Source organism: Bifidobacterium sp. LH_730 (genome assembly GCF_056355835.1).
Map to the genome: position 1 here is coordinate 44,622 of NZ_JBKETB010000006.1, position 21,637 is coordinate 66,258.

A 21,637-nucleotide genomic window follows, 5' to 3' on the forward strand; every position below is an offset into this window, starting at 1 on the left:
CCCCCGAGCTCACTGGTCCGGCCGACATTATATGGGACAAACCGGAAACAGCGCGGCCATGGTGTCCCTATGCTGGATACCGCTTTTTGTAAGCGTTTACAGACACGGTATGATGGATCTTCGTCAACGCGACTCAACGTCGCCGACAACCCTTCGCCACGGGTGCCATGAGAGAAAGGCCGATCATGGTTCATCCGCATAATCCAACTCATTCAACGCAACCCCGCACCCGGCGGCTCATCCCCAATCGGGGCCGCAGGCTGATCCGCGCGACGGCGCTCGGGCTCACCTGCGCCACGCTGGTCGCCACCGCCGCATGCGGCTCGACGAACGCCGACAAGCAGTCCGTCACCATATGGGCCTGGGAGCCCACGCTCAAGCAAGTCGCCGACGACTTCGCCAAGGCGCATCCCGAGATCAAGGTCTCCCTGACCAACGTCGGCACCGGCAACGACGAATACACCGCCCTCAACAACGCGATGTCCGCGGGCTCGGGCGCACCGGACGTCGTGCAGGTCGGATACGAGTCCATCCCCGAGTTCGCGCTCAAAGGAAGCCTCGTCGATCTCAAGGACCGCACGAAGGGCTGGGATGACTTCTTCACCCCGGGCACCTGGTCGCAGGTCAACTACGCCGGCGGCGTCTACGGCCTGCCGATGGACTCCGGCCCGATGGCGTTCTTCTATAACAAAACCGTCTTCGACAAGGCCGGCGTGACCGAGGCGCCGAAGACCTGGGACGAGTTCTATGAGACCGCCAAGAAGATCCGCGCCACCGGATCGTATATCATCAACGACACCGGCGATGTGGGCATCTTCGAAAGCATGGTGTGGCAGGCCGGCGGCACGCCGTTCGTCACCAAGGACAACGCCGTGAGCCTGTCGCTGACCTCCGACGCGGGCGTCAGGAAGGTGCTCGACCTATGGCAGAGACTCATCGACGAGGACCTCATCGACACAACGACCAAGGATTGGACCGACGACTGGAACCGTGGCTTCGGCGACGGTTCGATCGCCGCGACGATCAAGGGCGCGTGGATGCCCGCCAACCTCGTCTCCGGCGCGCCATCCGCGGCCGGGCAGTGGCGCGTGGCCCCGATTCCGCAATGGTCGGCGAGCGGCCCTCGGGTCAATGCCGAGAACGGCGGCTCAAGCCTGCAGCTTGTGGCCGGCTCCGAGAGCAACGAAGCCGCCTGGCAGTTCCTCGAATACGCCACGCATAGCCGCGAGGGCATCGACACCCGCGTGAAGCTCGGCGCATTCCCGGCCGACAACGGCACCTTGGAAAGCGAGGACTTCCTCAAGGCCACCACCATCCGCAACTCGGATGGCAAGGATGTGGACTATTTCGGAGGCCAGGCCTTCAACGAGGTGCTGGCACAGGCCGCGGCCGAGGTCAAGCCCGGCTTCGAGTTCCTGCCCTTCGAGGTGTATGCGCGCACTGTCTACACCGACGCGATCGGCCCCGGCTTCATCGACGGATCCCGTCTGAGCGACCATATCAAGCAGTGGCAAGATATGCTCGCCACCTACGGCAAGTCGCAGGGGTTCGAAATCACCACGAAGACCACAAAGTAAGACGCGGAACCGGTGCGGGTGCGCTGTGAATTGCGCGCCCGCACCAGCCTGTGTTAACGGCAGTTTTCGGGCATATTACATCGGCGCACGGCGTTTCCCGAATGATGGGCGGGACATTGTCGGCGGGGCGGGGCGCGCTTAAAATCAAGGGCGTATTGATAGCCCAATCCAAAAGGGGATTTCTATGTTCACCAACGAGTACGTCAAGCGCGTCTATGCCCAGGTCGAGCAGCGCGATGGCGACCAGCCCGAGTTCCTGCAGGCCGTGCGCGAGGTCTTCGAGACCCTGCAGCCGGTCGTCGAGAAGCACCCGGAGTATGAGAAGGCCGGCGTGCTCGAGCGCATCGTCGAGCCGGAGCGCGTGGTGAAGTTCCGCGTCGCCTGGACCGATGACGAAGGCAAGGTGCAGGTCAACCGCGGCTACCGCGTGCAGTTCAACTCCGCGATCGGACCCTACAAGGGCGGCCTGCGCTTCCACCCGACCGTGAACGAGGGCGTCATCAAGTTCCTCGGCTTCGAGCAGATCCTCAAGAACTCGCTGACCACGCTGCCGATGGGCGGCGGCAAGGGCGGCTCCGACTTCAACCCGAAGGGCAAGTCCGACGCCGAGGTCATGCGCTTCTGCCAGGCCTTCATGACCGAGCTGTGCCGCCACATCGGCCAGTTCACCGACGTGCCGGCCGGCGACATCAACGTGGGCGGCCGTGAGATCGGCTACCTGTTCGGCCAGTACAAGCGCATCCGCGACGAGTATTCCGGCGTGCTGACCGGCAAGGGCCTGGAGTTCGGCGGCTCGCTCGCCCGCACCGAGGCCACCGGCTACGGCGTCTGCTACTACACCCAGGAAGCCCTGCGCGTGCTCAAGAACGATTCCTTCGAAGGCAAGACCGTCGTGATCTCCGGCTCCGGCAACGTCGCGATCTACGCCTGCCAGAAGGCCCAGCAGCTCGGCGCCAATGTCATCACCATGTCCGATTCCAACGGCTATGTGGTCGACAAGGACGGCATCAAGCTCGATGTGGTCAAGCAGATTAAGGAAGTCGAGCGCGGCCGCATCAAGGAGTACGCCGAGCGCGTGCCGGGCGCCGAGTATCACGAGGGCTGCTCCGGCGTGTGGACCGTGCCCTGCGACATCGCGCTGCCCTGCGCCACGCAGAACGAGATCAACGGCGAATCCGCCGAGGCTCTGGTCAAGAACGGCTGCAAGGTTGTGTGCGAAGGCGCCAACATGCCGTCCACTCCGGAGGCCATCGAGACCTACCAGAAGAACGGTCTGCTCTACGGCCCGGCCAAGGCCGCGAACGCCGGTGGCGTGGCCGTCTCCGGCCTGGAGATGAGCCAGAACAGCTACCGTCTGTCCTGGACCTTCGAGGAGGTCGACGCCAAGCTCAAGTCCATCATGGAGTCCATCGTCGCCAACTCCCTGGCCGCCGCCAAGGAATACGGCCACGAGGGCGACCTCATGCTCGGCGCCAACGCCGCCGGCTTCGTCAAGGTCGCCAACGCCATGGTCGCCCAGGGCGTGCTGTGACGCTATTTTGTTTGTTTGCCTAAACAAATGGTGGCTGGATATCGCATTGATATCCAGCCACCATTTTCATTCATCTTACAAAGATTCTAACATGTTAACTAAGAATTTCAACATGCTAGAATTTTGTAAATTCAGTGCAAGAAGGGCACCCACGAAGCTTAACCACGAACGTCATGCACTTGCCCACAAACCTGCATACCACCATCACGTTATGACATACCTCGACGAGGGACCGTTGCCTTCATGACGCAACTTACCCTCGCTTTCCATCTTCTTAAGTAACCGATACGCGCTGATGTAGCTCAATCCCAGCAGCTCCATAACCTCCGAAGAGCTTACTCCATCGCCGTTTTTCTCAGCCAATTCAAGCACCAGACCCCTGCGCCTAGTAGCAGCGATGTTGCTTTGCCTCACATATGCCGGCAAGGCATTTGCCTCCTTATACACCTTGGAACTCAAGATATATGAACGCGATACGCCACTCCCTGATGCCTCGACCACACCGGATTCCACCAAATCTTCCGTGGCACCCACCACTCGGCGTTTCTCCAGTCTAGAGAACTCACACAGCTGCGACATGGTGAGACGCCGATGCTCTTTCAACAAGGACAGTACGATAAGCGCCCACACTGAAAGCTCTCCGCCACGCCGTTTTTCCTCCTCGGAGACCATCAGGATAAACGCCTCGTCCGGAACGGCCCTGCGAATGAACAAATTGACCTCACTAGCAGTGGATTCCGAGTAATCGGGCATCGCACCACCACTGGCCAACGAACCACTATAGATCTTATCCACGCCACGCCCGGTGCGTTCAGCAAAGCCGGCCGCCTTCAGAATCAGCGCCAGTTGCGGATTGCGTGACCGAGGCTGTGCGGTCAACAGATTGTCTTCAGTTACCCCTTCGATGAATCCGCCGGGATTGGAAATGGTCAAACCATCACCATCGACCATGAACCGTACACTGCCGATGCGCGCATAATCGCGGTGGCAAAAAGCGTTCACCATAGCCTCACGAAAAGCCTGATGGTCGAAATCCGGCACACTCACATGCACCAGACCGCTCATCACTTCATGATCGGCATTCCACGGCTGCATCAAGTCGCTAATCTTATCGAACATATCAACTAAAGGCAGAACGAACGGATCGATATTGACTCTTGGCTTCGTGCCATCCATGACCTGAAACACAGCCGAAGCAGTGGGCACACATCGCTTGATGGATTCCGCAGTGCCGATGGTCAGCACACCCGCGATAGTCGGCAATTCCTCGCCCTCAGGACCTGACACCAGACCAAGTGCCCGGTCAAAATCCTTATCGTCAAACGCCAGCAAAGCATTCTGCGCATTAGTCTCACGAATACGGCTTCGTAGCCGGTTACGACATTCGCCATCCAAATCTGAGAGACTACCCTCAGGAGCGGGTTGTTCACTGTAATCGTAGTTGCGTTGCTGCGATAAACGACTGATAAATTGGGCAACGAATAATGGCACCACTTCAGGTTTGCCATCAGCTTTCAATCGGCGTTGCAGAGTCTTGCCTCCACTGGTCGACACAATCTGCTGGCTGTTATCTACTTCAATTGCCACCACAGAGTGACCCTGTTCATGCAATAATTCCGTGCGAACCGTTTGTTGCGGCACTGTTTTGTTAAACACAAAGGCCGCAAGTCCGTTGAGATTACCATGCTCTTTGGAAATGCCTGTAGGCGTACCATCATCCTCGACGCCAAGATACAACGTGCCGCCTTGCGTATTGGCAAGGGCAACGACATTCTCCACAATCTCATCATCGGATTGCGGACGTTTACTCTCACTTTTAAACTCAACCGTCAAGGATTCCGTATCCGGCAGCACCGTCCACTCCTTTCACCAATCTTGCAAAATGCTAACATGTTATATTAATATTCTTACATGTTAGCATCACGCAAAGAAACCTTGCAAGGAACGAGCAGCATATTCCTGTAATCAAAACACCCTTCAAATTCCTCAAACGCGCGCTTGAAACACACCTCACAGATAGCGCACGGCAGTGCGGATGGTGGTGGTGCCGGCAGGGATGCCGTGGTGGACCGCGGAATGACGGTTTTGGGGACGATGAGATTGGCATTGGGGCCGGAACGGATGACCACGGCTTCGCCGGCCGCACCTTCCGTCAGATCCTCGACCTCGCAGGCCCGCTCGGCCTCGATTTCATGCACCCGCTCGCGCCCGTCGGCGGTCGCCTCGACGCGCGTGCGCACCCGCACGCCCGGGCACGGCGACCAGACGACCCCATAACCAGTTCCGCCCATCGATATCTCCGGCCACCCGGAAGCATCGACCGCAGCCGCTTCCTTGCCGTAAAGACGCCCGTCCACACGCACCGCCAGCATGCTGTCGGGCGCGAACTCCTCCAAAGGCGGGTTCGAGCGTGTGATGGAGAACCCGAACCGCGAGGAATACGCGAACTTCGAATACTTCTCGCACCCGTGGGAGTAGCCAGGATGGGCGAGTCCGACGGTGAGCATAGTCACGGTCGCCCGCCGAGGCCGCCGAACGCTGGATGAGCATGCCCGCCGCCCTGTGTATGGCGCGAGGTTTCACCGCCGACTTACGCGAACTGACTGTTGTAGAGGCGGGCGTAGGCGCCGCCGGCGGCCAACAGGGAGCGATGGGTGCCCTGTTCGATGATCGTGCCGTGGTCCATGACGAGGATCAGGTCGGCGTCGACGATTGTCGACAGACGGTGCGCGATGACGAAGCTGGTCCGGCCGTGCATCAGCGTGTTCATTGCCTTGCCGATCTCCTGCTCAGTGTGCGTGTCGACCGACGAGGTCGCCTCATCGAGAATCAGGATCTTCGGATCGCATAGAATCACGCGCGCGATGGTCAGCAGCTGACGCTGGCCCTGCGAGATGTTCTCCGCGTCATTCGCCAGCTTCGTGTCGTAGCCGTCAGGCAAGGTGCGCACGAAATAGTCCACACGCGCCATCTTCGCGGCGGCGATGATCTCCTCGCGCGTCGCATCGGGCCGGCCGTAGGCGATGTTCTCGGCGATCGTGCCATCGAACAGCCAAGCATCCTGCAGCACCATGCCGAACTCGCCGCGCAGCTCGGTGCGGTTGATCTTCCGCGTATCCACGCCGTCAAGCGTGATCCGCCCGCCATCGATCTCATAGAACCGCATCAGCAGGTTGATCAGCGTGGTCTTGCCCGCGCCGGTGGCGCCGACGATGGCCGTGCGATGACCCGGCTCGGCCGTGAAGGTCACATCCTTCATCAGCGGGCGCTCCGGGTCGTATCCGAATCGCACATGCTCGAAGGAAACCTGTCCGCGCAACGGTTCGGCGACATGCTGCGCCTCGTCCTCGGCCGGCTCCGGTTCGATCTCCTCCTCGTCCAGGATGTCGAAGACGCGCTCGACCGACGCCAGCGCCGACTGCAGCGAGTTGATCGTGAACGACATCTGCGTCAGCGGTTCGGAGGCCTGGTTGATGTATTGGAAGAACGCCTGGAACACACCGACGGTGAGCTGCCCCGCGGCGAGCATCAGGCCCGCCATCACGGCGATGAACACCTGCGACAAACGCACGATCAGGCGAATGGCCGGGCTGATCGCGTTGGTCATGAAATCGGCGCGGCGCATCGCATCGGCCACCTCCTGCGTGGCCTTGTGGATGCGCGCGGAGCTGGCCTCCTCCTGGTTGAAGGCGCGGATGATCGAGCGCCCGGAATACGCCTCCTCGACATGCCCGGTGAGGATGCCGACGACGCGCTGGCGTTCGGCGGCCAGCACCAGCGTCTTGGCCGCGACGATCTTCGTCACGAAGCTCGACCCGACGGCGAAGACGACGAACACCAACGCCAGCCACACGTTGATATACACCATCATCACCACGGCGCCGGTCACCTGCCCGATGGCCACCAGCAGGCGCAGCAGACCGGTCTGCATGACCTCGCTCATCTTGTCGAGATCGTTGGTCACGCGGCTGATGATGCGGCCGGGCTGATGCGCGTCGTAATACTTGAGCGGCATCTTGGTGAGCTTCTCCCCCACCTGATTGCGCAGCACCAGGTTGATGCGCTCGGCGAAGCCGGCCATCACGAAGGTCTGCATCGAGTAGAAGGCCCATTGCAGCGTGTAGATCACGAACAGACCGAGGATCTGCACGCCGCCGTCGAGCCATCCGATGCGGAAGGTCTCGCCGCCGGCCCACGCCACCTGGATCTTCTCCCACAACAGATCGATGAGATATGCGGTGTACATCGGTCCGGCAAGCGTGATGGCCACATAGAACACAATGCCGGTGCACACGGTGAAGATGCGCCAGTGCTGCGCCTTGGCAACACCCCACAGGCGCCGCACGGTGGCCTTCAAATCGCGGGGAACTTCGAGCTCCTCTTCGTAGGCATCGGTCTGTTCGTTCATCGGGTCACCTCCTTGGTGTCTTCGTTCTCCTCCCCCGCCTTCATCTGGCTGCGGGCGATCTCCTGATATGTGGGGCAGGTTTCCATAAGTTCGTCGTGCGTGCCGCGCCCCCGCACCTTGCCGTCGACGAGCACGATGATCTGGTCCGCCTTGACGATGGTGCTCACGCGCTGCGCGATGATGAGCATCGCCGCGTCCTTGATCGCCGGTTCGTCCGCCAGCGCGCGGCGCAGGGCCGCGTCGGTGGCGAAATCGAGCGCCGAGAACGAATCGTCGAAGATATAGAGATCCGCTTTCTTGACCAGCGCGCGGGCGATGGCGAGGCGCTGACGCTGTCCGCCGGAGAAATTCGTGCCGCCTTGTGCGACGCGGCTGTTGAGCCCGTCGGGCAGTTCGCGCACGAAAGAGCCCTGGGCCACGTCGAGCGCATGCCACAGGTCATCGTCGGTGGCATTGGGGTCGCCGTAGCGCAGGTTCTCGGCGATGGTGCCGGAGAACAGCCAAGCCTTCTGCGGAACGTAGGCGATATGCTCGCGCAGTTCGGACTGCGTCATGCCGCGCACGTCACGATCCTCGATCTTCACCTGCCCGTCGGTGGCATCGAGCAGGCGCAGCATAAGCCGCGCGATCGTCGACTTGCCGGAACCGGTAGGGCCGATGATCGCGGTGGTCTGCCCGCGCCGGCACGAGAAGGTGAGATCCTGCAGGGTGTCCTCCGCACCGTCGGCGAAGCGGAACGAGAGATGATCGAAGCAGGCGATTTTCTCGCCGGCGGCTGGAAGAGATCCTTCGACTCCGGCCTGCGGCCTCCGCTCAGGATGACAAATTGCTTTATCGTCATCCTGAATAGCGGCTTCACTGTCATCCTGAGCGGAGCGCAACGCCACTTCACCGTCATCCTGAGCGGAGCGCACAGCGCGCAGTCGAAGGATCTCCCCCGCCGGATCCTTGATCGACGGCTCGCGGTCGATGACTTCCTTCGCACGCCCGAGGCAGATGAACGCGCGCGGCACCATGAACATCACGAAACCGGCCATCATGATGTAGAAGAGAATCAGGATGGCGTATTCGATCAACGCGGTGATATCGCCGATCTGCATCGCGTGCACGCCCACGCGATCGCCGCCCAGCCACATCACGGCCACGATCACGATATTGATGAAGAAGAACGAGAAGCTGTCCAGCCCGGCGAACAGCAGGTTCACGCGGATGGCGCTGTCGGCATAGTCGGAAAAGGCCTTATCCAAACGCTTGCGCTCGTGCCGGTCGCGGCCGAATGCGCGGATCACGCGCACGCCGGTGATGTTCTCGCGCAGCACGGTGTTCATGCGGTCGATGAAGCGCTGCAGCTTGTCGAAGATCGGCGCGGCCTTCGCCACGATGACGACGGTGAGCGCCACGACGATCAGCACGGTGCCAAGCAGCACCCATCCCATCAGTGCGTCGAGCATGAAGGCCAGCGAAATGCCCATGACGAACATAATCGGCACGGGGATGAGCATTTGGAAGCTCATCATCACGGTCTGCTGGATCACGTTGATGTCGTTCAGCGTGCGCGTGATCATCGATCCGGTGCCGAATTCCTTGAAATCGCCGTCGGAATACTTCAGCGTCGAATCGTAGATGGCGTTGCGCATATCGCGGCCGACATTGGCGCACAGCTTCGCGCACAGGTAGCTGCCGACCAGCGCGCCCACGCCGGAGACGACGGTGATGGCGAGCATCACCATGCCAGTGGGCAGGATATGTTCGGTGCCGCCGTCGGCGCCCACATTGATCATCTCGGCCAGGATCGTGGGCACCAGCAGCGCGCCGGCCACGTCGAGCAGCAGCGCGAACAGCGTCGCGGCCATCAGGCCTTTGTATGGTTTGAGGAATCTCAGCAGCAATCTCATGCGGGCGTCACTCCTTCCCTCGTTTCCGCATTCGGTTACATTCGGTCACATTCGGTTATGGTTCCGTTTGCACACTCAAAGACGTATCGAGCAGCTGCACATACAGCCGCATCATGTCGATGAGCCGTTCGGCGTCATCTCCCATGCCTTGCAAAGCCGTCTGTTCGGCGAGGACGACCGGGGCCACGTATCGTTCGACGAATTCCGCGCCTGCGTCGGTCAGTTCGATCACCTTGTCCCAGCGCGATCCGTCGGCCAGCCGCACGGTGATGAGCCGGCGTTCCTCCAGCTGACGCAGGGCCGAGGCCACGGTCTGACGGCTGTATTGCCACGATTGGGACATATCCTTCTGCGGCAGCGGCCGGTCCATGTTCATCAGTCCATACATGATCCAGAACGCGCAGTCCGACAGCCTCGAGCGACGGGCCACATCGTGGTAGATCCGGTCGCTTTCCTTCCAGATCCGGTTCAGTCGTTCCAGCGGCGATGCATCCGCCTCAGCCATACCGCCGCTCCTTTCGACATTCATATGACGGTTCATTCCGTCCATCTCCGCACTTTTGTCTGATTACAGACAATTACAGCATAATAGTCCGATTTCAGACAAACGCAAATATAGCCGAGTCACGCCGCATCACCCGTTCACAACGACACTTATCCACAAAGTTATCCACATTGTCCACATTTATCCACAATGCTGCGGGAAGTGTGGCATAACATCCGTTCGACACGCGTGGCAGACGACAAGCGGGGCGCTCCCGAAGGAACGTCCCGCTTGCAGAAAGGAGATTCAGATGAAGTCGAAATCAGTGATGTGAGGCTCAGCCCTCCTTGATGGTGAAGCCCTGGTTCTTGCCGTAGTCGACGAGGGACTTCTGATAGTCCTCCATGGACTTGGTCAGCTTCTCCTCGCCACGGTAGGCCTTGCCGGCGAAATCACCGAAGGTGTTCTGCGCCTGGGCCCAGAAGGGAAGGAACTGGAAGTCGCCGATCTTCTGGGAGGCCGCCTCGGCGAGCACCTCGTTGTAGGCCTGGCCGCCGAAGTAGGTCGTCAGCTTCTCGGTGCCCTTGAGGAAGTAGTCTTCCTTCAGCGTCTCATTGTCGGCCGGGAAGGCGCCGTCGTTGACGCGGAGCTTGATGCCCTCGGCGTCGTGCGAGACGTAATCCATGAACTTCCACGCGGCGTCCTTGTTCTTAGTGCCCTTGGGCATGACGAGCGCGGAACCGCCGTTCTCGGAGTTGACGTTCTCGCCGTCGGACCACTGCGGAACAGTGGCGACGCGGAACTTGCCGGAGGCGCCGGGAGCGCCGTTGAGCAGGTTGGTCGGCATCCAGGCGCCGATGACCAGCGAGGCCAGCGTGCCGTCGCCAAGGCCACGGTTCCACTCGTCGGACCACGAGGTCACCTTGGTGTTGATCAGGCCTTCGTCGATCATCTTCTGCCAGTAGTCGACGGTCTTCTTGGTGCCTTCGTCGCCGGTCAGGTTGATGCCCACGTTCTCACCGTCCACGGTGAAGGGCTCGCCGCCGGCCTGGGCGACCAGCGACATGAACGTCGTGGACTGGCTGTTGTCACCGGCGTCGGAGGTGATGTAATAGTCGTCGCCGAGCGCATGGATCTTCTTGGCGGCCTCATAGAACTCGTCCCAGGTCTTCGGCGCCTCGGTCACACCGGCCTTGTCGAAGACCTCCTTGTTGTAGAACAGGGCGTTCGGGCCGGAATCCAGCGGCATGCCATAGGTCTTGCCGCCGACCTGCACGCCCTTCCAAGTGCCTTCCTGATAGAAGTCCTGGTAATCGCCGGCGAGATCGGTGAGATCCTCGAGTCCATCGGACAGGGCGAACTGGGTGATCGAGTGGTATTCCATCTGCGCCACGTCCGGCGCGCCCTTGCCGGCGGCCAGCGCGTTGTTCAGCGAGGTCTGCGTCTCGGCCGAGGTGCCGACGTTGGACAGCTTGACCGTGATGTCCGGATACTTCTTCTCGAAGCCCTCGATGACCTCGGGCAGCGTGCCGTCCCAGCCCCAGAGGGTGAGCTCGGTCTTGCCGCCGTCGGACTTGGCGGCGGAGTCGCCGGAGTTCGCGGTGTCGGAGCCACAGGCGGCCACGGACACCAGCATCGCGGCGGCGCCAAGCAGCGCGATGGACTTCTTCGCAGAGAATGCCATGATATTCCTTCCCTTCCTTGGGCGTCACACGCAGTACAACATCGTTTGTGTGACCGGTTACATGCGATAGTATATACTGGCTTGTGACCGGTTACACACCGGCGTGTCGCAATAGGAGCGAACGATGATCGACGACGATATGATGACAACCATGACGGAGCGCAAGAAAACGACCATCCGCGATGTCGCGAAGCTGGCCGGCGTCTCCTATGGCACCGTCTCCCGGTATCTCAACGGCAGCGCGCATGTCTCGCAGGCCGCCGCCACGCAGATCGCGAAGGCCATCGAGGACACCGAATACACCCCCAACAACGCCGCCCGCTCGCTGGCCCACCGGCGCACCTCGACCGTCGCCCTGATCATCCAGGTCGAGAACAACACCACCATCGTGCAGGCCAGCGTCTCCATGGCGATGTCCGGCGCGAACCAGGTGCTCGGCGACGCCGGATACCAGATGGTCACGCTCATCGCCAACACCGACCAATCGACCGAGCGCATCACCCAGCTGGTCCACAGCGATTTCGCCGACGGATATCTGCTGTTCTCGATGAGCAACGACAACTCATTGGCACGCACCTTCCTCGACACGCGCCGGCCTGTCGTCCGATCCGAGGTCAGCAATCGCGGCGATCTCAACTATCCGGCGGTCGATTTCAACAACGAGGAGGGGCAGGCCAATATCACCCGGTATCTGCTCGACAAGGGTCGTTCGAGGCTTGCCTACATCTGCGGCCCCGGATATTCGCCGACCTCGCTGAACCGTCTCAACGGGTTCAGAACGGCGATGGGGGAGCGCTACGACGAGAATCTCGTGTATTACGCCGACGACTGGGAGATCACCAGCGGCGAGTTGGCGGTGCTCGCCTTCGAATCGAAGCTGGATGACATCGATGGCATCGTGTGCGCGAACGACAGTATCGCGGTCGGGGCGATGAACCAGATCAACCGCATGGGCCGGCGCGTTCCCGAAGACATCGCAGTCACCGGCTTCGATGATTCGCAGATGGCGCTGCTGGCCAATCCCAAGCTCACCACCGTGCATCAGGACTCCATGCTGCACGGCGAGACGATGGCCAACCTGTTGCTCAGGCAGCTGCGCGGCGAAGCGATCCAGGAACAGACCGTGATCCTGCCGACGCGCATCGTCGCACGCCAATCCGCCTGACCAACCACACAAGCCAGCATACGGCCGCGGCCCGCAGTCCGATGAGGGACTGCGGGCCGCGCGAACAGTTGCGGTAGAAAACGAAACGCCGTAGAGATCAGTCGTCGCCCAGCGTCACATGGACACCACCGACCAGCGAGGCGACGACGTTATAGAGCAGCGCGCCGATGGTCGCCAGCAGTGTGATGATGACGATCTCGACGATCGAGAAGATCGTCACGGCGCTCAGCACGGTGCCGAGACTGAACACATTCGCCAGGTCGAAGCTCTCGGTGTCGAGGCCGGTGGAGGAGACGATCTGCGTGATCTGGTCGAAGACGCCGACGAGATTGAGCAGCACCCATACCAAGGCCGCGGCCACGATCTGGATGATCGCGCCGGCGATGGTCAGCAGGAAGGCCACCTTGGCCACGCTCCAGGCGCTCACACGCGTCACCGACAGACTCATGCGGCGGGCGCGGGGCGTGGAGCCGGTGCGGCGCACGGCCGGACGCGACTTGATGGCGCCCGATTCGTCGGCGGCCTGCCCGGCATGGTCGAGCAGTGGCTCGCTTGACGCGGAACGGGCCATGCGCGGGGCACGCTCCCGCTCCATCCCTTCTTCAGGTGCGAAGGACTCGGCCTCGTTGGTCTCCTGGTTGTCGCTCATTCTCGCTCCTATCCACCTCGGTTTTCCATGCCGAGGCTACCAGTATTTTTCGACGATTACTCCGCGTCGCTTGCGTTGTTCACGCTTTCGTCAGACGGGGATGCCGTTTCGGGGACAGAACCGCCGTCCGAGGTCACAACGACCGCTTCGGAAGTTTTCTCCTCGGCCGTGCTTTCGGCAGTCTCAGCGCTCTCGGCCTCATCCTCGTCCTTCTCCGCATTCAACGCGATGGACAGGATCTCGTCGCCCTTGTCCGGCTTGGCCAGCGTCACGCCCTGCGTGTTGCGGCCGGTGCGCTTGACCTCGGCCACATCGGAGCGGATCACCTTGCCGGACTTCATGATGGCCATGACCTGATCGTCCTCGGAGACCACCAGCGCGCCGACCAGCGAGCCACGGCCCTCGACCAGCTGCACGGCCTTGACGCCGAAGCCATTGCGGCCCTGCAGGCGGTATTCCGAGATGGCGGAACGCTTGGCGAAGCCCTCGTCGGTGACGACGAGCAGATCCTTGTCGGAATCCTCGGGCACCACGTCCATCGCAAGCAGCTCGTCGCCCTCGCGGAACTTCATGCCCTGCACGCCGGCGGTCTGACGGCCCATCGGGCGCAACGAGGCATCGTCGGCCTGGAACTTGAGGCTCATGCCCAGGCGCGAGACGAGGATGATGTCGTCCTCGGCATTGCACAGCGCGGCGCCGATGAGTTCGTCGGCGTTCGACCCATCCTCGTCGGCCATGAGGCGCACGGCAATCAGGCCGCCCTGACGCGGGGAATCGTATTCGGCCAGAGCCGTCTTCTTGACCTTGCCGGAGCGGGTGGCGAGCACCAGATACTTCGACACCTCGTAATCCGGAATCGACAGCACGGTCTGAATCGTCTCGTCGGGGCCGAATTGCAGCAGATTCGCCACATGCTGGCCCTTGGAATCGCGCGATCCCTCCGGCAGCTCATAGGCCTTGATGCGATAGACGCGGCCCTTGTTCGTGAAGAACAGCAGCCAGTTATGCGTGGAGGTGAGGAAGAAATGATCCACCACATCGTCCTCGCGCAGCTTGGTGCCCTTGATGCCCTTGCCGCCGCGATGCTGGGCGCGGTATTCGTCGGCCTTGGTGCGCTTGATGAACCCGGAGTGCGTGACGGTGACGACCACATTCTCCTCGGGGATCAGGTCCTCGACGTTCATCTCGCCGGAGAACGGCAGGATCCGGGTGCGGCGTTCGTCGCCATACTTGGCCACGATCTCGTCGAGTTCGTCGCCGACGATCTGGCGCTGGCGCTCGGGGCGGGCGAGGATGTCGTTGTAATCGGCGATCTTGCGCATGAGTTCCTCATGCTCGTCGATGATCTTCTGCACCTCCATATTGGCGAGGCGCACGAGCTGCATCGACAGGATGGCGTCGGCCTGCACCTGGTCGATATCGAGGAATTCCATCAGCTTGGGGCGCGCATCCTCGCGTCCGCGGCTGGCGCGGATGAGCTTGATGACCTCGTCGATCGCATCGAGGGCCTTGAGCAGGCCCTGCAGGATATGGTCGCGTTCCTCGGCCTCGCGCTTCAGATACGCGGTGCGGCGGGCGACCACATCGAGCTGATGGTTCACCCAGTGACGGATGAACGCGTCGAGGCTCAGCGTGCGCGGCACGCCGCCCACAAGGGCGAGCATATTCGCGCCGAAGGTCTGCTGCAGCGCGGAATGCTTGTAGAGGTTGTTGAGCACGACCTTCGGCACGGCGTCGCGCTTCAGGACGAGCACAAGGCGCTGGCCGGTGCGGCCGGAGGTTTCGTCGCGCATATCGGCGATGCCCTGGATCTTGCCGTCGCGCACGGCCTCGCGGATCGAGACGACGAGGCGGTCGGGGTTGACCTGATACGGCAGCTCGGTGACCACGAGGCACATGCGCCCCTTGATCTCCTCGGTGTTGACGACGGCGCGCATCGTGATGAGGCCGCGGCCGGTGCGGTAGGCCTGTTCGATGCCCTTGTGGCCGAGGATCGTCGCGCCGGTGGGGAAGTCGGGGCCCTTGATGCGGGCGATCAGCGCCTCGAGCAGCTCCTCCTTGGAGGCCTCGGGATGGTCGAGCGCCCAATGCACGCCGTCCGCCACCTCGCGCATATTGTGCGGCGGGATGTTGGTGGCCATGCCGACGGCGATGCCGGAGGTGCCGTTGACCAGCAGGTTCGGGAAACGCGCGGGCAGCACGGTCGGCTCCTGCGTCTTGCCGTCGTAGTTGGGGGCGAAGTCGACGGTGTCCTTGTCGATGTCGCGCACCATTTCCATCGACAGCTGCGCCATGCGGCACTCGGTGTAACGCATGGCGGCGGCCGGATCGTCGCCGGGGGAGCCGAAGTTGCCCTGGCCGTCGACGAGCAGATAGCGCATCGACCACGGCTGGGCCATGCGCACGAGGGTGTCGTAGATCGCGGAGTCGCCGTGCGGATGGTACTTACCCATCACGTCGCCGACGACGCGGGAGCACTTGTTGTATCCGCGGTCGGGGCGGTATCCGCCGTCATACATCGCGTAGATCACGCGACGGTGCACGGGCTTCAGGCCGTCGCGCACATCGGGCAGGGCGCGGTCGACGATCACGGACATGGCGTAGGCCAGATACGACTCGCGCATCTCGGCCTGCAGGTCGCGCTTCTGGATGCGTTCGCCGGTCATCAGGCCGTAGTCGGTGGTGTCCGCCTCCTGCGGGCTCAACGGCTCCTGCGAGCCGTCGGGCACGAACTGCTCGTCCGCGCCGTCGGTGGTATTCGTTTCGTCTGCCATGGTTATCTTTCCGTTACTCGGATTCCTTGGGATGATCTGTCGTGTCGGGTGGGAGGCAAGTTTCCCCTGTCATGCTGAGCGGAGGCCGCAGGCCGCAGTCGAAGCATCTCGGCCGGAGATCCTTCGACTCCGCGCTTCGTGCTCCGCTCAGGATGACAGAGCGCTATGCATCAATAAACTTCGCGTAGGTGGCGTTGCGCTGGATGAACAGGCGCCTCGGCTCGACCTCGTCGCCCATGAGCATCGAGAAGGTCTCGTCGGCGGCGGCCGCGTCCTCGATGGTCACTTGCTTGAGGATGCGATGCTCGGGATCCATGGTCGTCTCCCACAGCTCCTGATAGCTCATCTCGCCCAGGCCCTTGTAGCGCTGGATGCCCTCGCCCTTGGGCAGCTGGCGGCCCTTCGCCTTGCCCTCGTTGAGCACACGGTCGCGCTCGGTGTCGGTGTAGACGAAGTCATGCGGGCCCTTGGTCCACTTGAGGCGATACAGCGGCGGCATGGCCACATACACATAGCCGGCGGTGATCATCGGGCGCATATAGCGGAAGAACAGCGTCAGGTTCAACGTGGCGATATGCGCGCCGTCCACATCGGCATCGGCCATGATGATGACCTTGTGGTAGCGCACCTTCGAGATATCGAAGTCCTCGCCGTATCCACCGCCGACCGCCGTGATCAGCGATTCGATAGTGTCGGACTTCATCATGCGGTCCAGCGAGGCGCGCTCGGTGTTGAGGATCTTGCCGCGCAGCGGCAGGATGGCCTGCGTGATCGGATTGCGCCCCTGGATCGCGGAGCCGCCTGCCGAGTCGCCCTCGACGATGAACAGCTCGCATTCCTCGGGATTGCTGGATTGGCAGTCCTTGAGCTTGTCGGGCATGCCGGCGGACTCGAAGATCGACTTGCGACGCGTGTTCTCGCGCGCCTTCTTGGCGGCCAAACGGGCGCGGGAGGCCTCGATGGCCTTCTGGATGATGTTCTTCGCCTCGGCGGGATGCGCATCGAACCAGTCGCCGAGCTTCTCGGTCATCACGCGCTGCACGAAGGTCTTGGCCTCGGAATTGCCGAGCTTGGTCTTGGTCTGGCCTTCGAACTGCGGGGTGGTGAGCTTGACGGACACGACGGCGGTCAGGCCTTCGCGCACATCGTCACCGGAAAGGTTCTCGTCCTTGTCCTTCAAAATGCCCTTGTCGCGGGCGTAGCGGTTGACCAGCGAGGTGAGCGCCGCGCGGAAGCCCTCCTCATGCGTGCCGCCTTCGGTGGTCGAGATCGTGTTCGCGAAGGTGTGCACGGCCTCGGAATAGGCGGTGGTCCACTGCATCGCGATCTCGGCGGAGATGCCGAGCTTGACGTCCTCGGCGTCGAAGTCGATGATCTCCTCCTCGACGGGCGAGGACTTGTGCATCTTGACCAGATAGTCGACGTAATCCTTGATGCCGTTGGCGTACTGGTAGGTGACGGTCTGATGCGTCTCGCCGGCGTCCGGCGCGTCGTCGCCGGTCACCTCGTCGCCGGCCTGGTCGGGTTCGCGAAGGTCGGTGAGCGTGATCTTGAGGCCCTTGTTGAGGAAGGCCATCTGCTGAAAGCGGCGGCGCAGCGTCTCGAAGTCGTAGACGGTGGTTTCGAAGATCGCCGGATCGGCCCAGAAGGTCACGGTGGTGCCGGTCGATTCGTCGGCGCCCATCGGCTCGCCTTGGGCCAGGCGGTCGGTGGGTTTCTGGTCGAGATAGGTCTGCTTCCAGTGGAAGCCCTGGCGGCGCACCTCGATGTCGACGCGCGTGGACAGGGCATTGACCACGGAGATGCCGACGCCGTGCAGACCGCCGGACACCGCGTATCCGCCACCGCCGAACTTGCCGCCGGCGTGCAGCTTGGTCATCACGGTCTCGACGCCGGAGACGCCTTCGCCGGGCACGATGTCGACCGGGATGCCGCGGCCGTCGTCGGTCACGGAGATGCCGTTGTCCTTGAGGATCGTCACCTCGATATGGCTCGCATATCCGGCCAGCGCCTCGTCGACGGAGTTGTCGACGATCTCGTAGACCAGATGGTGCAGGCCGCGCGGGCCGGTGGAACCGATGTACATGCCCGGGCGGATGCGCACGGCCTCAAGGCCCTCGAGGACCTTCAGATCCGAGGCGTCGTAATGCTCGGGCTGCATCGTCGAATCGAGTTCGCCGTCCTGCAATTCGGTGGTGTTGATGCGTTCGGCCGCCGCCTTGAGCTGCTCTTCCTTGCTCATGGCTTGGTCCTGGGAATCCGCCACAGGGTATCCTTCCTGCATTTCCCTCCGCTGGGGAGGGTTATTTTTTCGTCCCATAGCGCTGTGAGCCACAAAATCGGCCCGTAGAGCGTTTCAGACATACTGCACGATAGTTTACTCCAAATAACCGACTATGGCCACCGTGGGCCGATATCACGCTCCGCGGGCGATGCGGGCGCGCCCACGGTATCCCGAGCGCGGACCGGTGACCCGTATGCCGCGGATGTCGAGGCCGGCGAGCCGTTCGCGTATCGTGCGTTCGAGTTGGGGGATCAGATACGTCAGCTGCGTGGTCCAGGCCGGCGAATCCGCGCGGATGACGAGCGTGCCGTCGAGGAAACCGTCGACGAGGGAGTGCGCGGCGACGGCAGGGCCGACCACCTGGTCCCAATGGTTGTTGAGCTGCGCGATCTTCAGATGCGGGGTCCAGTCGCCGTCGGCGGCCAGCAGCGAGGCCACCGAGCCAAGCCGGTTCGGGTCGCGGCCGGGTTTGCCGAAGCTGTTCCATGCCTCCTCGGCCCTGGCCTTGCGATCGCGCATGCGCAGCGCGCGCCGGTCGAGGGCGGCGAAGACCTGGGCCGGCAGCGTGCGCTGGTCGAGGCGCAGGGTGGTTGCGATCGGCTCGGCCATCAGACGGCGGCCTGGTTCGGCTCGGGCGTGGCGGCGCTTTTGCGCAGGGCCTCCACATCGATGATGCGGGCGTCGGTGTCGGCGACGCCCCGGGGCAGGTCGCCGGCCGCCGCCACCGTGATCAGCGTCTGGTCGGCGTGGGCCGCGAAGTCGAGGATCTGACGGCGGCGATGCTCGTCGAGCTGTGCGAAGACATCGTCGAGGATCAGGATCGGAGTGACGTCCGTGTCCTCGCCGATCGCCGCGAACAGGGCCATCTTCAGGGCCAGCGCCATCGTCCACATCTCGCCGTTGGAGGCGTATTCGCGCGCGTCCATGCCATTGAGGTCCAACCCCAGGTCGTCGCGCTGCGGACCGATCAGGTTGACGCCGCGGGACGCCTCGCCAGGGTAGATGCGCTGGAAATGCTCGGAGATGGCCGGCCCCGGAATGTCGTGGTCCAGCACTTCGGCGAAGGAGGGCAGATAGGTCAGTTCGGCGTGTTCCGTGTCGCCGGCCAGCGCCGCGTGGATGCGGGAAAAGGGGCCGCGCAGCCGTTCGACCAGACTGGCGCGACGGCGGGTCAGTTCGACGCCGGCCTCGATGAACTGCCCCGTCCATATCTCCAGGCCGCTCAGCGCCGCGTCGGCCGGCCCGGGGACGGCGGAACGGTCTGCCAGCTGTTTGAGCAGCGCCGCGCGCTGGCGGGCGATCTGCGCGACCGTGTGCAGCAGCGAGGCATATCCGGGCACCAGCTGCACGCCGGCCTGGTCGAGGAAGGAGCGCCGGCCGGCAGGATCCCCGGAAACCAGACGCTGGTCCTCGGGCACGAAGGCGACGGAGGGGACCTTGCCCGCGATGTCGCGCATATAGAGGCTGGCGCCGGAGTTGATGCGCCCCCGGTTGGCGCCGCGGGCCGCGACCGTCACCTCGTATGTCGTCACACGCGTCTCGTCGGCCGGCCCGGTCTCCACATTGGCGCGGATGGTGGCCGAGGTGCGTCCCCGCTCGATCAATGGCAGCGAGGAGGAGGTGCGATGGCTGGAACCGGTGGAGAGCACTTCGACGGCCTCGACGATGTTCGTCTTGCCCAGGCCGTTCGCCCCCTGCAGCACGTTGACGCCCGGGGCGAGGTCCAGCACGCACTGCTCCCACGAACGGAAGTGGTCCAGGGCAAGACGACTGATGTGCATCAGGAGTTGAAACGCATCGGGACGAGCAGGTAGCGGTAGTCCATCGATTCGTCGGAGTCGGCCTCCTGCTGGCCGTTGAATTCGACGGGCTTGACGGCCGTGGTCATCTTCATGCGCACATAGGGTTCGGTGATCGCGCTCAGGCCTTCGATGAGATAGGAGGGGTTGAAGGCCACGGTGATGTCCTCGCCATCCATGTCGACGTCGAGGGTTTCGATGGCCTGCGCCTCGTCCACGGCGCCGGCGGACAGGGTTAGTTCCTGGCCGGAGAAGACCATGCGGATCGGCGCGTTGCGCTCCGCGACGAGGGCCACGCGCTTGATGGCGCCGATGAGGTCGGCTTTGGCGATGACGGCCTGGATCGGATATTCGTCGGCGAAGAGGCGGTCGACCGCGGGGAACTCGCCGTCGATGACCTGCGAGGTGGAGATGCGTCCGGCGTTCTCGAAGCCGAGCAGCGAACCGGCCTCGGTGTCGAAGTCGAGCACGACGTTCTGATGCTCGTCGAGTGAACGCGCCACGTCGCGCAGCAGCGAGCCTCGCACCAGCGTGGTCGTGTCCGTGGCCGGCTCGGCCGGCGTCCAGGAGAAGCTGGCGCGGGACAGGCGGAAGCGGTCGGTGGAGGTCATGACGACCTTGTCGCCTTGGAACTGCATGCGCACGCCCGTGAGCACCGGGCGGTTCTCCTCGCGCGAGACGGCGACGGAGGCCTGGGAGATCGCCTGCACGAAGGTGGGGGCGTCGACCTGGCCGAGTTTCGCCGGCACTGACGGCAGATCCGGATATTCGGTCTCGGGCATGAGCTGCATGGTGAAGTTCGATTTGCCCGAGGAGATCGTCATCGTCGTGCCGTCGGTGGCCAGATAGGTCTTCGCGGCGGGCAGGGACTTGGTGATGTCGGCGAGCAGCTTGCCGAGCACGAGCACGGAGCCCGCCTCGTCCACGCCGGCTTCGATGTGGTGGCGAGCGGAGATCTCGTAATTGAAGGCCGACAGCTGCAGCGTGCCGTCGACCGCCTCGAGGCGGACGCCGGCGAGGATGGGATTGGCGGGGCGGGCGTCGATGACGCGCGTGGTCCAGGCCACGGCGTCGGCGAGAGCGGCGGAATTGATTTCGACCTTCATGTCCCTGTCTTTCGGTTGGTTTCACGAATTCTTCACATATGACGAGGATCCCTGCGTCGAGTCCTCGTTGCGCTGGGTTTTATCTTACCTGCCCGTGCACGTGTGCGCTTCGCGCGCACGCTTCGTAGGCAGGGAGCGGAAGATGACTATCCAAATAAAGAAAGATAGTCGTAGTAATAAGCACTGTGGATATTGTGGATAACTGGTTGAAGGCGTTGTCCCCATTCGGATTGTGGATAACTCCATATTGTGGATAACGCCGGGATTGGATGTGCATAACT

Annotated in this window: 15 protein-coding genes; 3 read left to right on the forward strand and 12 right to left on the reverse strand. The window is 62.6% G+C overall.

Annotated elements, in window-relative coordinates:
• The first annotated feature begins 185 nt into the window (after positions 1 to 185).
• Both AC1AUD_RS08490 and gdhA read left to right on the forward strand, forming a co-directional pair.
• Positions 186 to 1,577: an ABC transporter substrate-binding protein gene (locus tag AC1AUD_RS08490; protein ID WP_476573917.1), complete on the forward strand. Its 1,392-nt coding sequence runs from the start codon at positions 186 to 188 to the stop codon at positions 1,575 to 1,577.
• Between the two features lie 184 nt (positions 1,578 to 1,761).
• On the forward strand, positions 1,762 to 3,108 hold the full coding sequence (gene gdhA / locus AC1AUD_RS08495; protein WP_476573918.1) for an NADP-specific glutamate dehydrogenase: 1,347 nt from the start codon (positions 1,762 to 1,764) through the stop codon (positions 3,106 to 3,108).
• Positions 3,109 to 3,312: 204 nt separating this feature from the next.
• Here gdhA and AC1AUD_RS08500 read toward each other — a convergent pair whose 3' ends face one another.
• The 6 genes from AC1AUD_RS08500 to AC1AUD_RS08525 form a co-directional block, all read right to left on the reverse strand.
• Positions 3,313 to 4,962, reverse strand: coding sequence for an RNA-binding domain-containing protein (locus tag AC1AUD_RS08500; protein ID WP_476573919.1), 1,650 nt, complete (start codon positions 4,960 to 4,962; stop codon positions 3,313 to 3,315).
• 53 nt (positions 4,963 to 5,015) lie between these two features.
• Positions 5,016 to 5,525, reverse strand: a complete 510-nt coding sequence (locus AC1AUD_RS08505; RefSeq protein WP_476574012.1) for a hypothetical protein — start codon at positions 5,523 to 5,525, stop codon at positions 5,016 to 5,018.
• 173 nt (positions 5,526 to 5,698) lie between these two features.
• Complete coding sequence (locus AC1AUD_RS08510; protein WP_476573920.1) at positions 5,699 to 7,516, reverse strand: ABC transporter ATP-binding protein; 1,818 nt, start codon at positions 7,514 to 7,516, stop codon at positions 5,699 to 5,701.
• Positions 7,513 to 9,411, reverse strand: a complete 1,899-nt coding sequence (locus AC1AUD_RS08515; protein WP_476573921.1) for an ABC transporter ATP-binding protein — start codon at positions 9,409 to 9,411, stop codon at positions 7,513 to 7,515. Before AC1AUD_RS08515 ends, AC1AUD_RS08510 begins: the two co-directional genes overlap by 4 nt.
• A gap of 55 nt (positions 9,412 to 9,466) precedes the next feature.
• Positions 9,467 to 9,916 (reverse strand): hypothetical protein, encoded by a 450-nt coding sequence (locus AC1AUD_RS08520; protein ID WP_476573922.1) that lies wholly within the window; start codon positions 9,914 to 9,916, stop codon positions 9,467 to 9,469.
• Positions 9,917 to 10,232: 316 nt separating this feature from the next.
• Positions 10,233 to 11,579 (reverse strand): ABC transporter substrate-binding protein, encoded by a 1,347-nt coding sequence (locus tag AC1AUD_RS08525; protein ID WP_476573923.1) that lies wholly within the window; start codon positions 11,577 to 11,579, stop codon positions 10,233 to 10,235.
• A gap of 124 nt (positions 11,580 to 11,703) precedes the next feature.
• Here AC1AUD_RS08525 and AC1AUD_RS08530 point away from each other — a divergent pair, with 124 nt between their 5' ends.
• Positions 11,704 to 12,744, forward strand: coding sequence for a LacI family DNA-binding transcriptional regulator (locus AC1AUD_RS08530; protein ID WP_476573924.1), 1,041 nt, complete (start codon positions 11,704 to 11,706; stop codon positions 12,742 to 12,744).
• Between the two features lie 97 nt (positions 12,745 to 12,841).
• On the opposite strand, the gene AC1AUD_RS08535 is transcribed toward AC1AUD_RS08530, so the two are convergent.
• From AC1AUD_RS08535 to dnaN, 6 genes are all read right to left on the reverse strand, one after another.
• On the reverse strand, positions 12,842 to 13,393 hold the full coding sequence (locus tag AC1AUD_RS08535; RefSeq protein WP_476573925.1) for a DUF3566 domain-containing protein: 552 nt from the start codon (positions 13,391 to 13,393) through the stop codon (positions 12,842 to 12,844).
• Between the two features lie 56 nt (positions 13,394 to 13,449).
• The gene (gyrA, locus tag AC1AUD_RS08540) at positions 13,450 to 16,167 is read right to left on the reverse strand and encodes a DNA gyrase subunit A (protein WP_476573926.1); all 2,718 of its coding nucleotides are present in this window, start codon (positions 16,165 to 16,167) and stop codon (positions 13,450 to 13,452) included.
• Positions 16,168 to 16,330: 163 nt separating this feature from the next.
• On the reverse strand, positions 16,331 to 18,409 hold the full coding sequence (gene gyrB / locus AC1AUD_RS08545) for a DNA topoisomerase (ATP-hydrolyzing) subunit B (RefSeq protein WP_476574013.1): 2,079 nt from the start codon (positions 18,407 to 18,409) through the stop codon (positions 16,331 to 16,333).
• Between the two features lie 174 nt (positions 18,410 to 18,583).
• Positions 18,584 to 19,060 carry a DciA family protein gene (locus tag AC1AUD_RS08550; RefSeq protein WP_476573927.1) on the reverse strand — a complete coding sequence of 159 codons (477 nt, stop codon included), beginning with the start codon at positions 19,058 to 19,060 and terminating at the stop codon, positions 18,584 to 18,586.
• A complete protein-coding gene (recF, locus tag AC1AUD_RS08555) occupies positions 19,060 to 20,232 on the reverse strand; it encodes a DNA replication/repair protein RecF (protein ID WP_476573928.1) in 1,173 nt (390 codons plus the stop codon). Before recF ends, AC1AUD_RS08550 begins: the two co-directional genes overlap by 1 nt.
• On the reverse strand, positions 20,232 to 21,356 hold the full coding sequence (dnaN, locus tag AC1AUD_RS08560; protein WP_476573929.1) for a DNA polymerase III subunit beta: 1,125 nt from the start codon (positions 21,354 to 21,356) through the stop codon (positions 20,232 to 20,234). The genes recF and dnaN overlap by 1 nt, the downstream gene beginning before the upstream one ends.
• Positions 21,357 to 21,637: the final 281 nt, after the last annotated feature.

What these genes read in the sequence shown, in the direction of transcription:
- dnaN (WP_476573929.1), bottom strand. Translation starts at nt 21,356, where the DNA reads ATGAAGGTCGAAATCAATTCCGCCGCTCTCGCCGACGCCGTGGCCTGG.
- gyrA (WP_476573926.1), bottom strand. Translation starts at nt 16,167, where the DNA reads ATGGCAGACGAAACGAATACCACCGACGGCGCGGACGAGCAGTTCGTG.
- AC1AUD_RS08530 (WP_476573924.1), top strand. Translation starts at nt 11,704, where the DNA reads ATGATCGACGACGATATGATGACAACCATGACGGAGCGCAAGAAAACG.
- AC1AUD_RS08525 (WP_476573923.1), bottom strand. Translation starts at nt 11,579, where the DNA reads ATGGCATTCTCTGCGAAGAAGTCCATCGCGCTGCTTGGCGCCGCCGCG.
- gyrB (WP_476574013.1), bottom strand. Translation starts at nt 18,409, where the DNA reads ATGAGCAAGGAAGAGCAGCTCAAGGCGGCGGCCGAACGCATCAACACC.
- AC1AUD_RS08510 (WP_476573920.1), bottom strand. Translation starts at nt 7,516, where the DNA reads ATGAACGAACAGACCGATGCCTACGAAGAGGAGCTCGAAGTTCCCCGC.
- recF (WP_476573928.1), bottom strand. Translation starts at nt 20,232, where the DNA reads ATGCACATCAGTCGTCTTGCCCTGGACCACTTCCGTTCGTGGGAGCAG.
- AC1AUD_RS08520 (WP_476573922.1), bottom strand. Translation starts at nt 9,916, where the DNA reads ATGGCTGAGGCGGATGCATCGCCGCTGGAACGACTGAACCGGATCTGG.
- AC1AUD_RS08515 (WP_476573921.1), bottom strand. Translation starts at nt 9,411, where the DNA reads ATGAGATTGCTGCTGAGATTCCTCAAACCATACAAAGGCCTGATGGCC.
- AC1AUD_RS08535 (WP_476573925.1), bottom strand. Translation starts at nt 13,393, where the DNA reads ATGAGCGACAACCAGGAGACCAACGAGGCCGAGTCCTTCGCACCTGAA.
- AC1AUD_RS08490 (WP_476573917.1), top strand. Translation starts at nt 186, where the DNA reads ATGGTTCATCCGCATAATCCAACTCATTCAACGCAACCCCGCACCCGG.
- AC1AUD_RS08550 (WP_476573927.1), bottom strand. Translation starts at nt 19,060, where the DNA reads ATGGCCGAGCCGATCGCAACCACCCTGCGCCTCGACCAGCGCACGCTG.
- gdhA (WP_476573918.1), top strand. Translation starts at nt 1,762, where the DNA reads ATGTTCACCAACGAGTACGTCAAGCGCGTCTATGCCCAGGTCGAGCAG.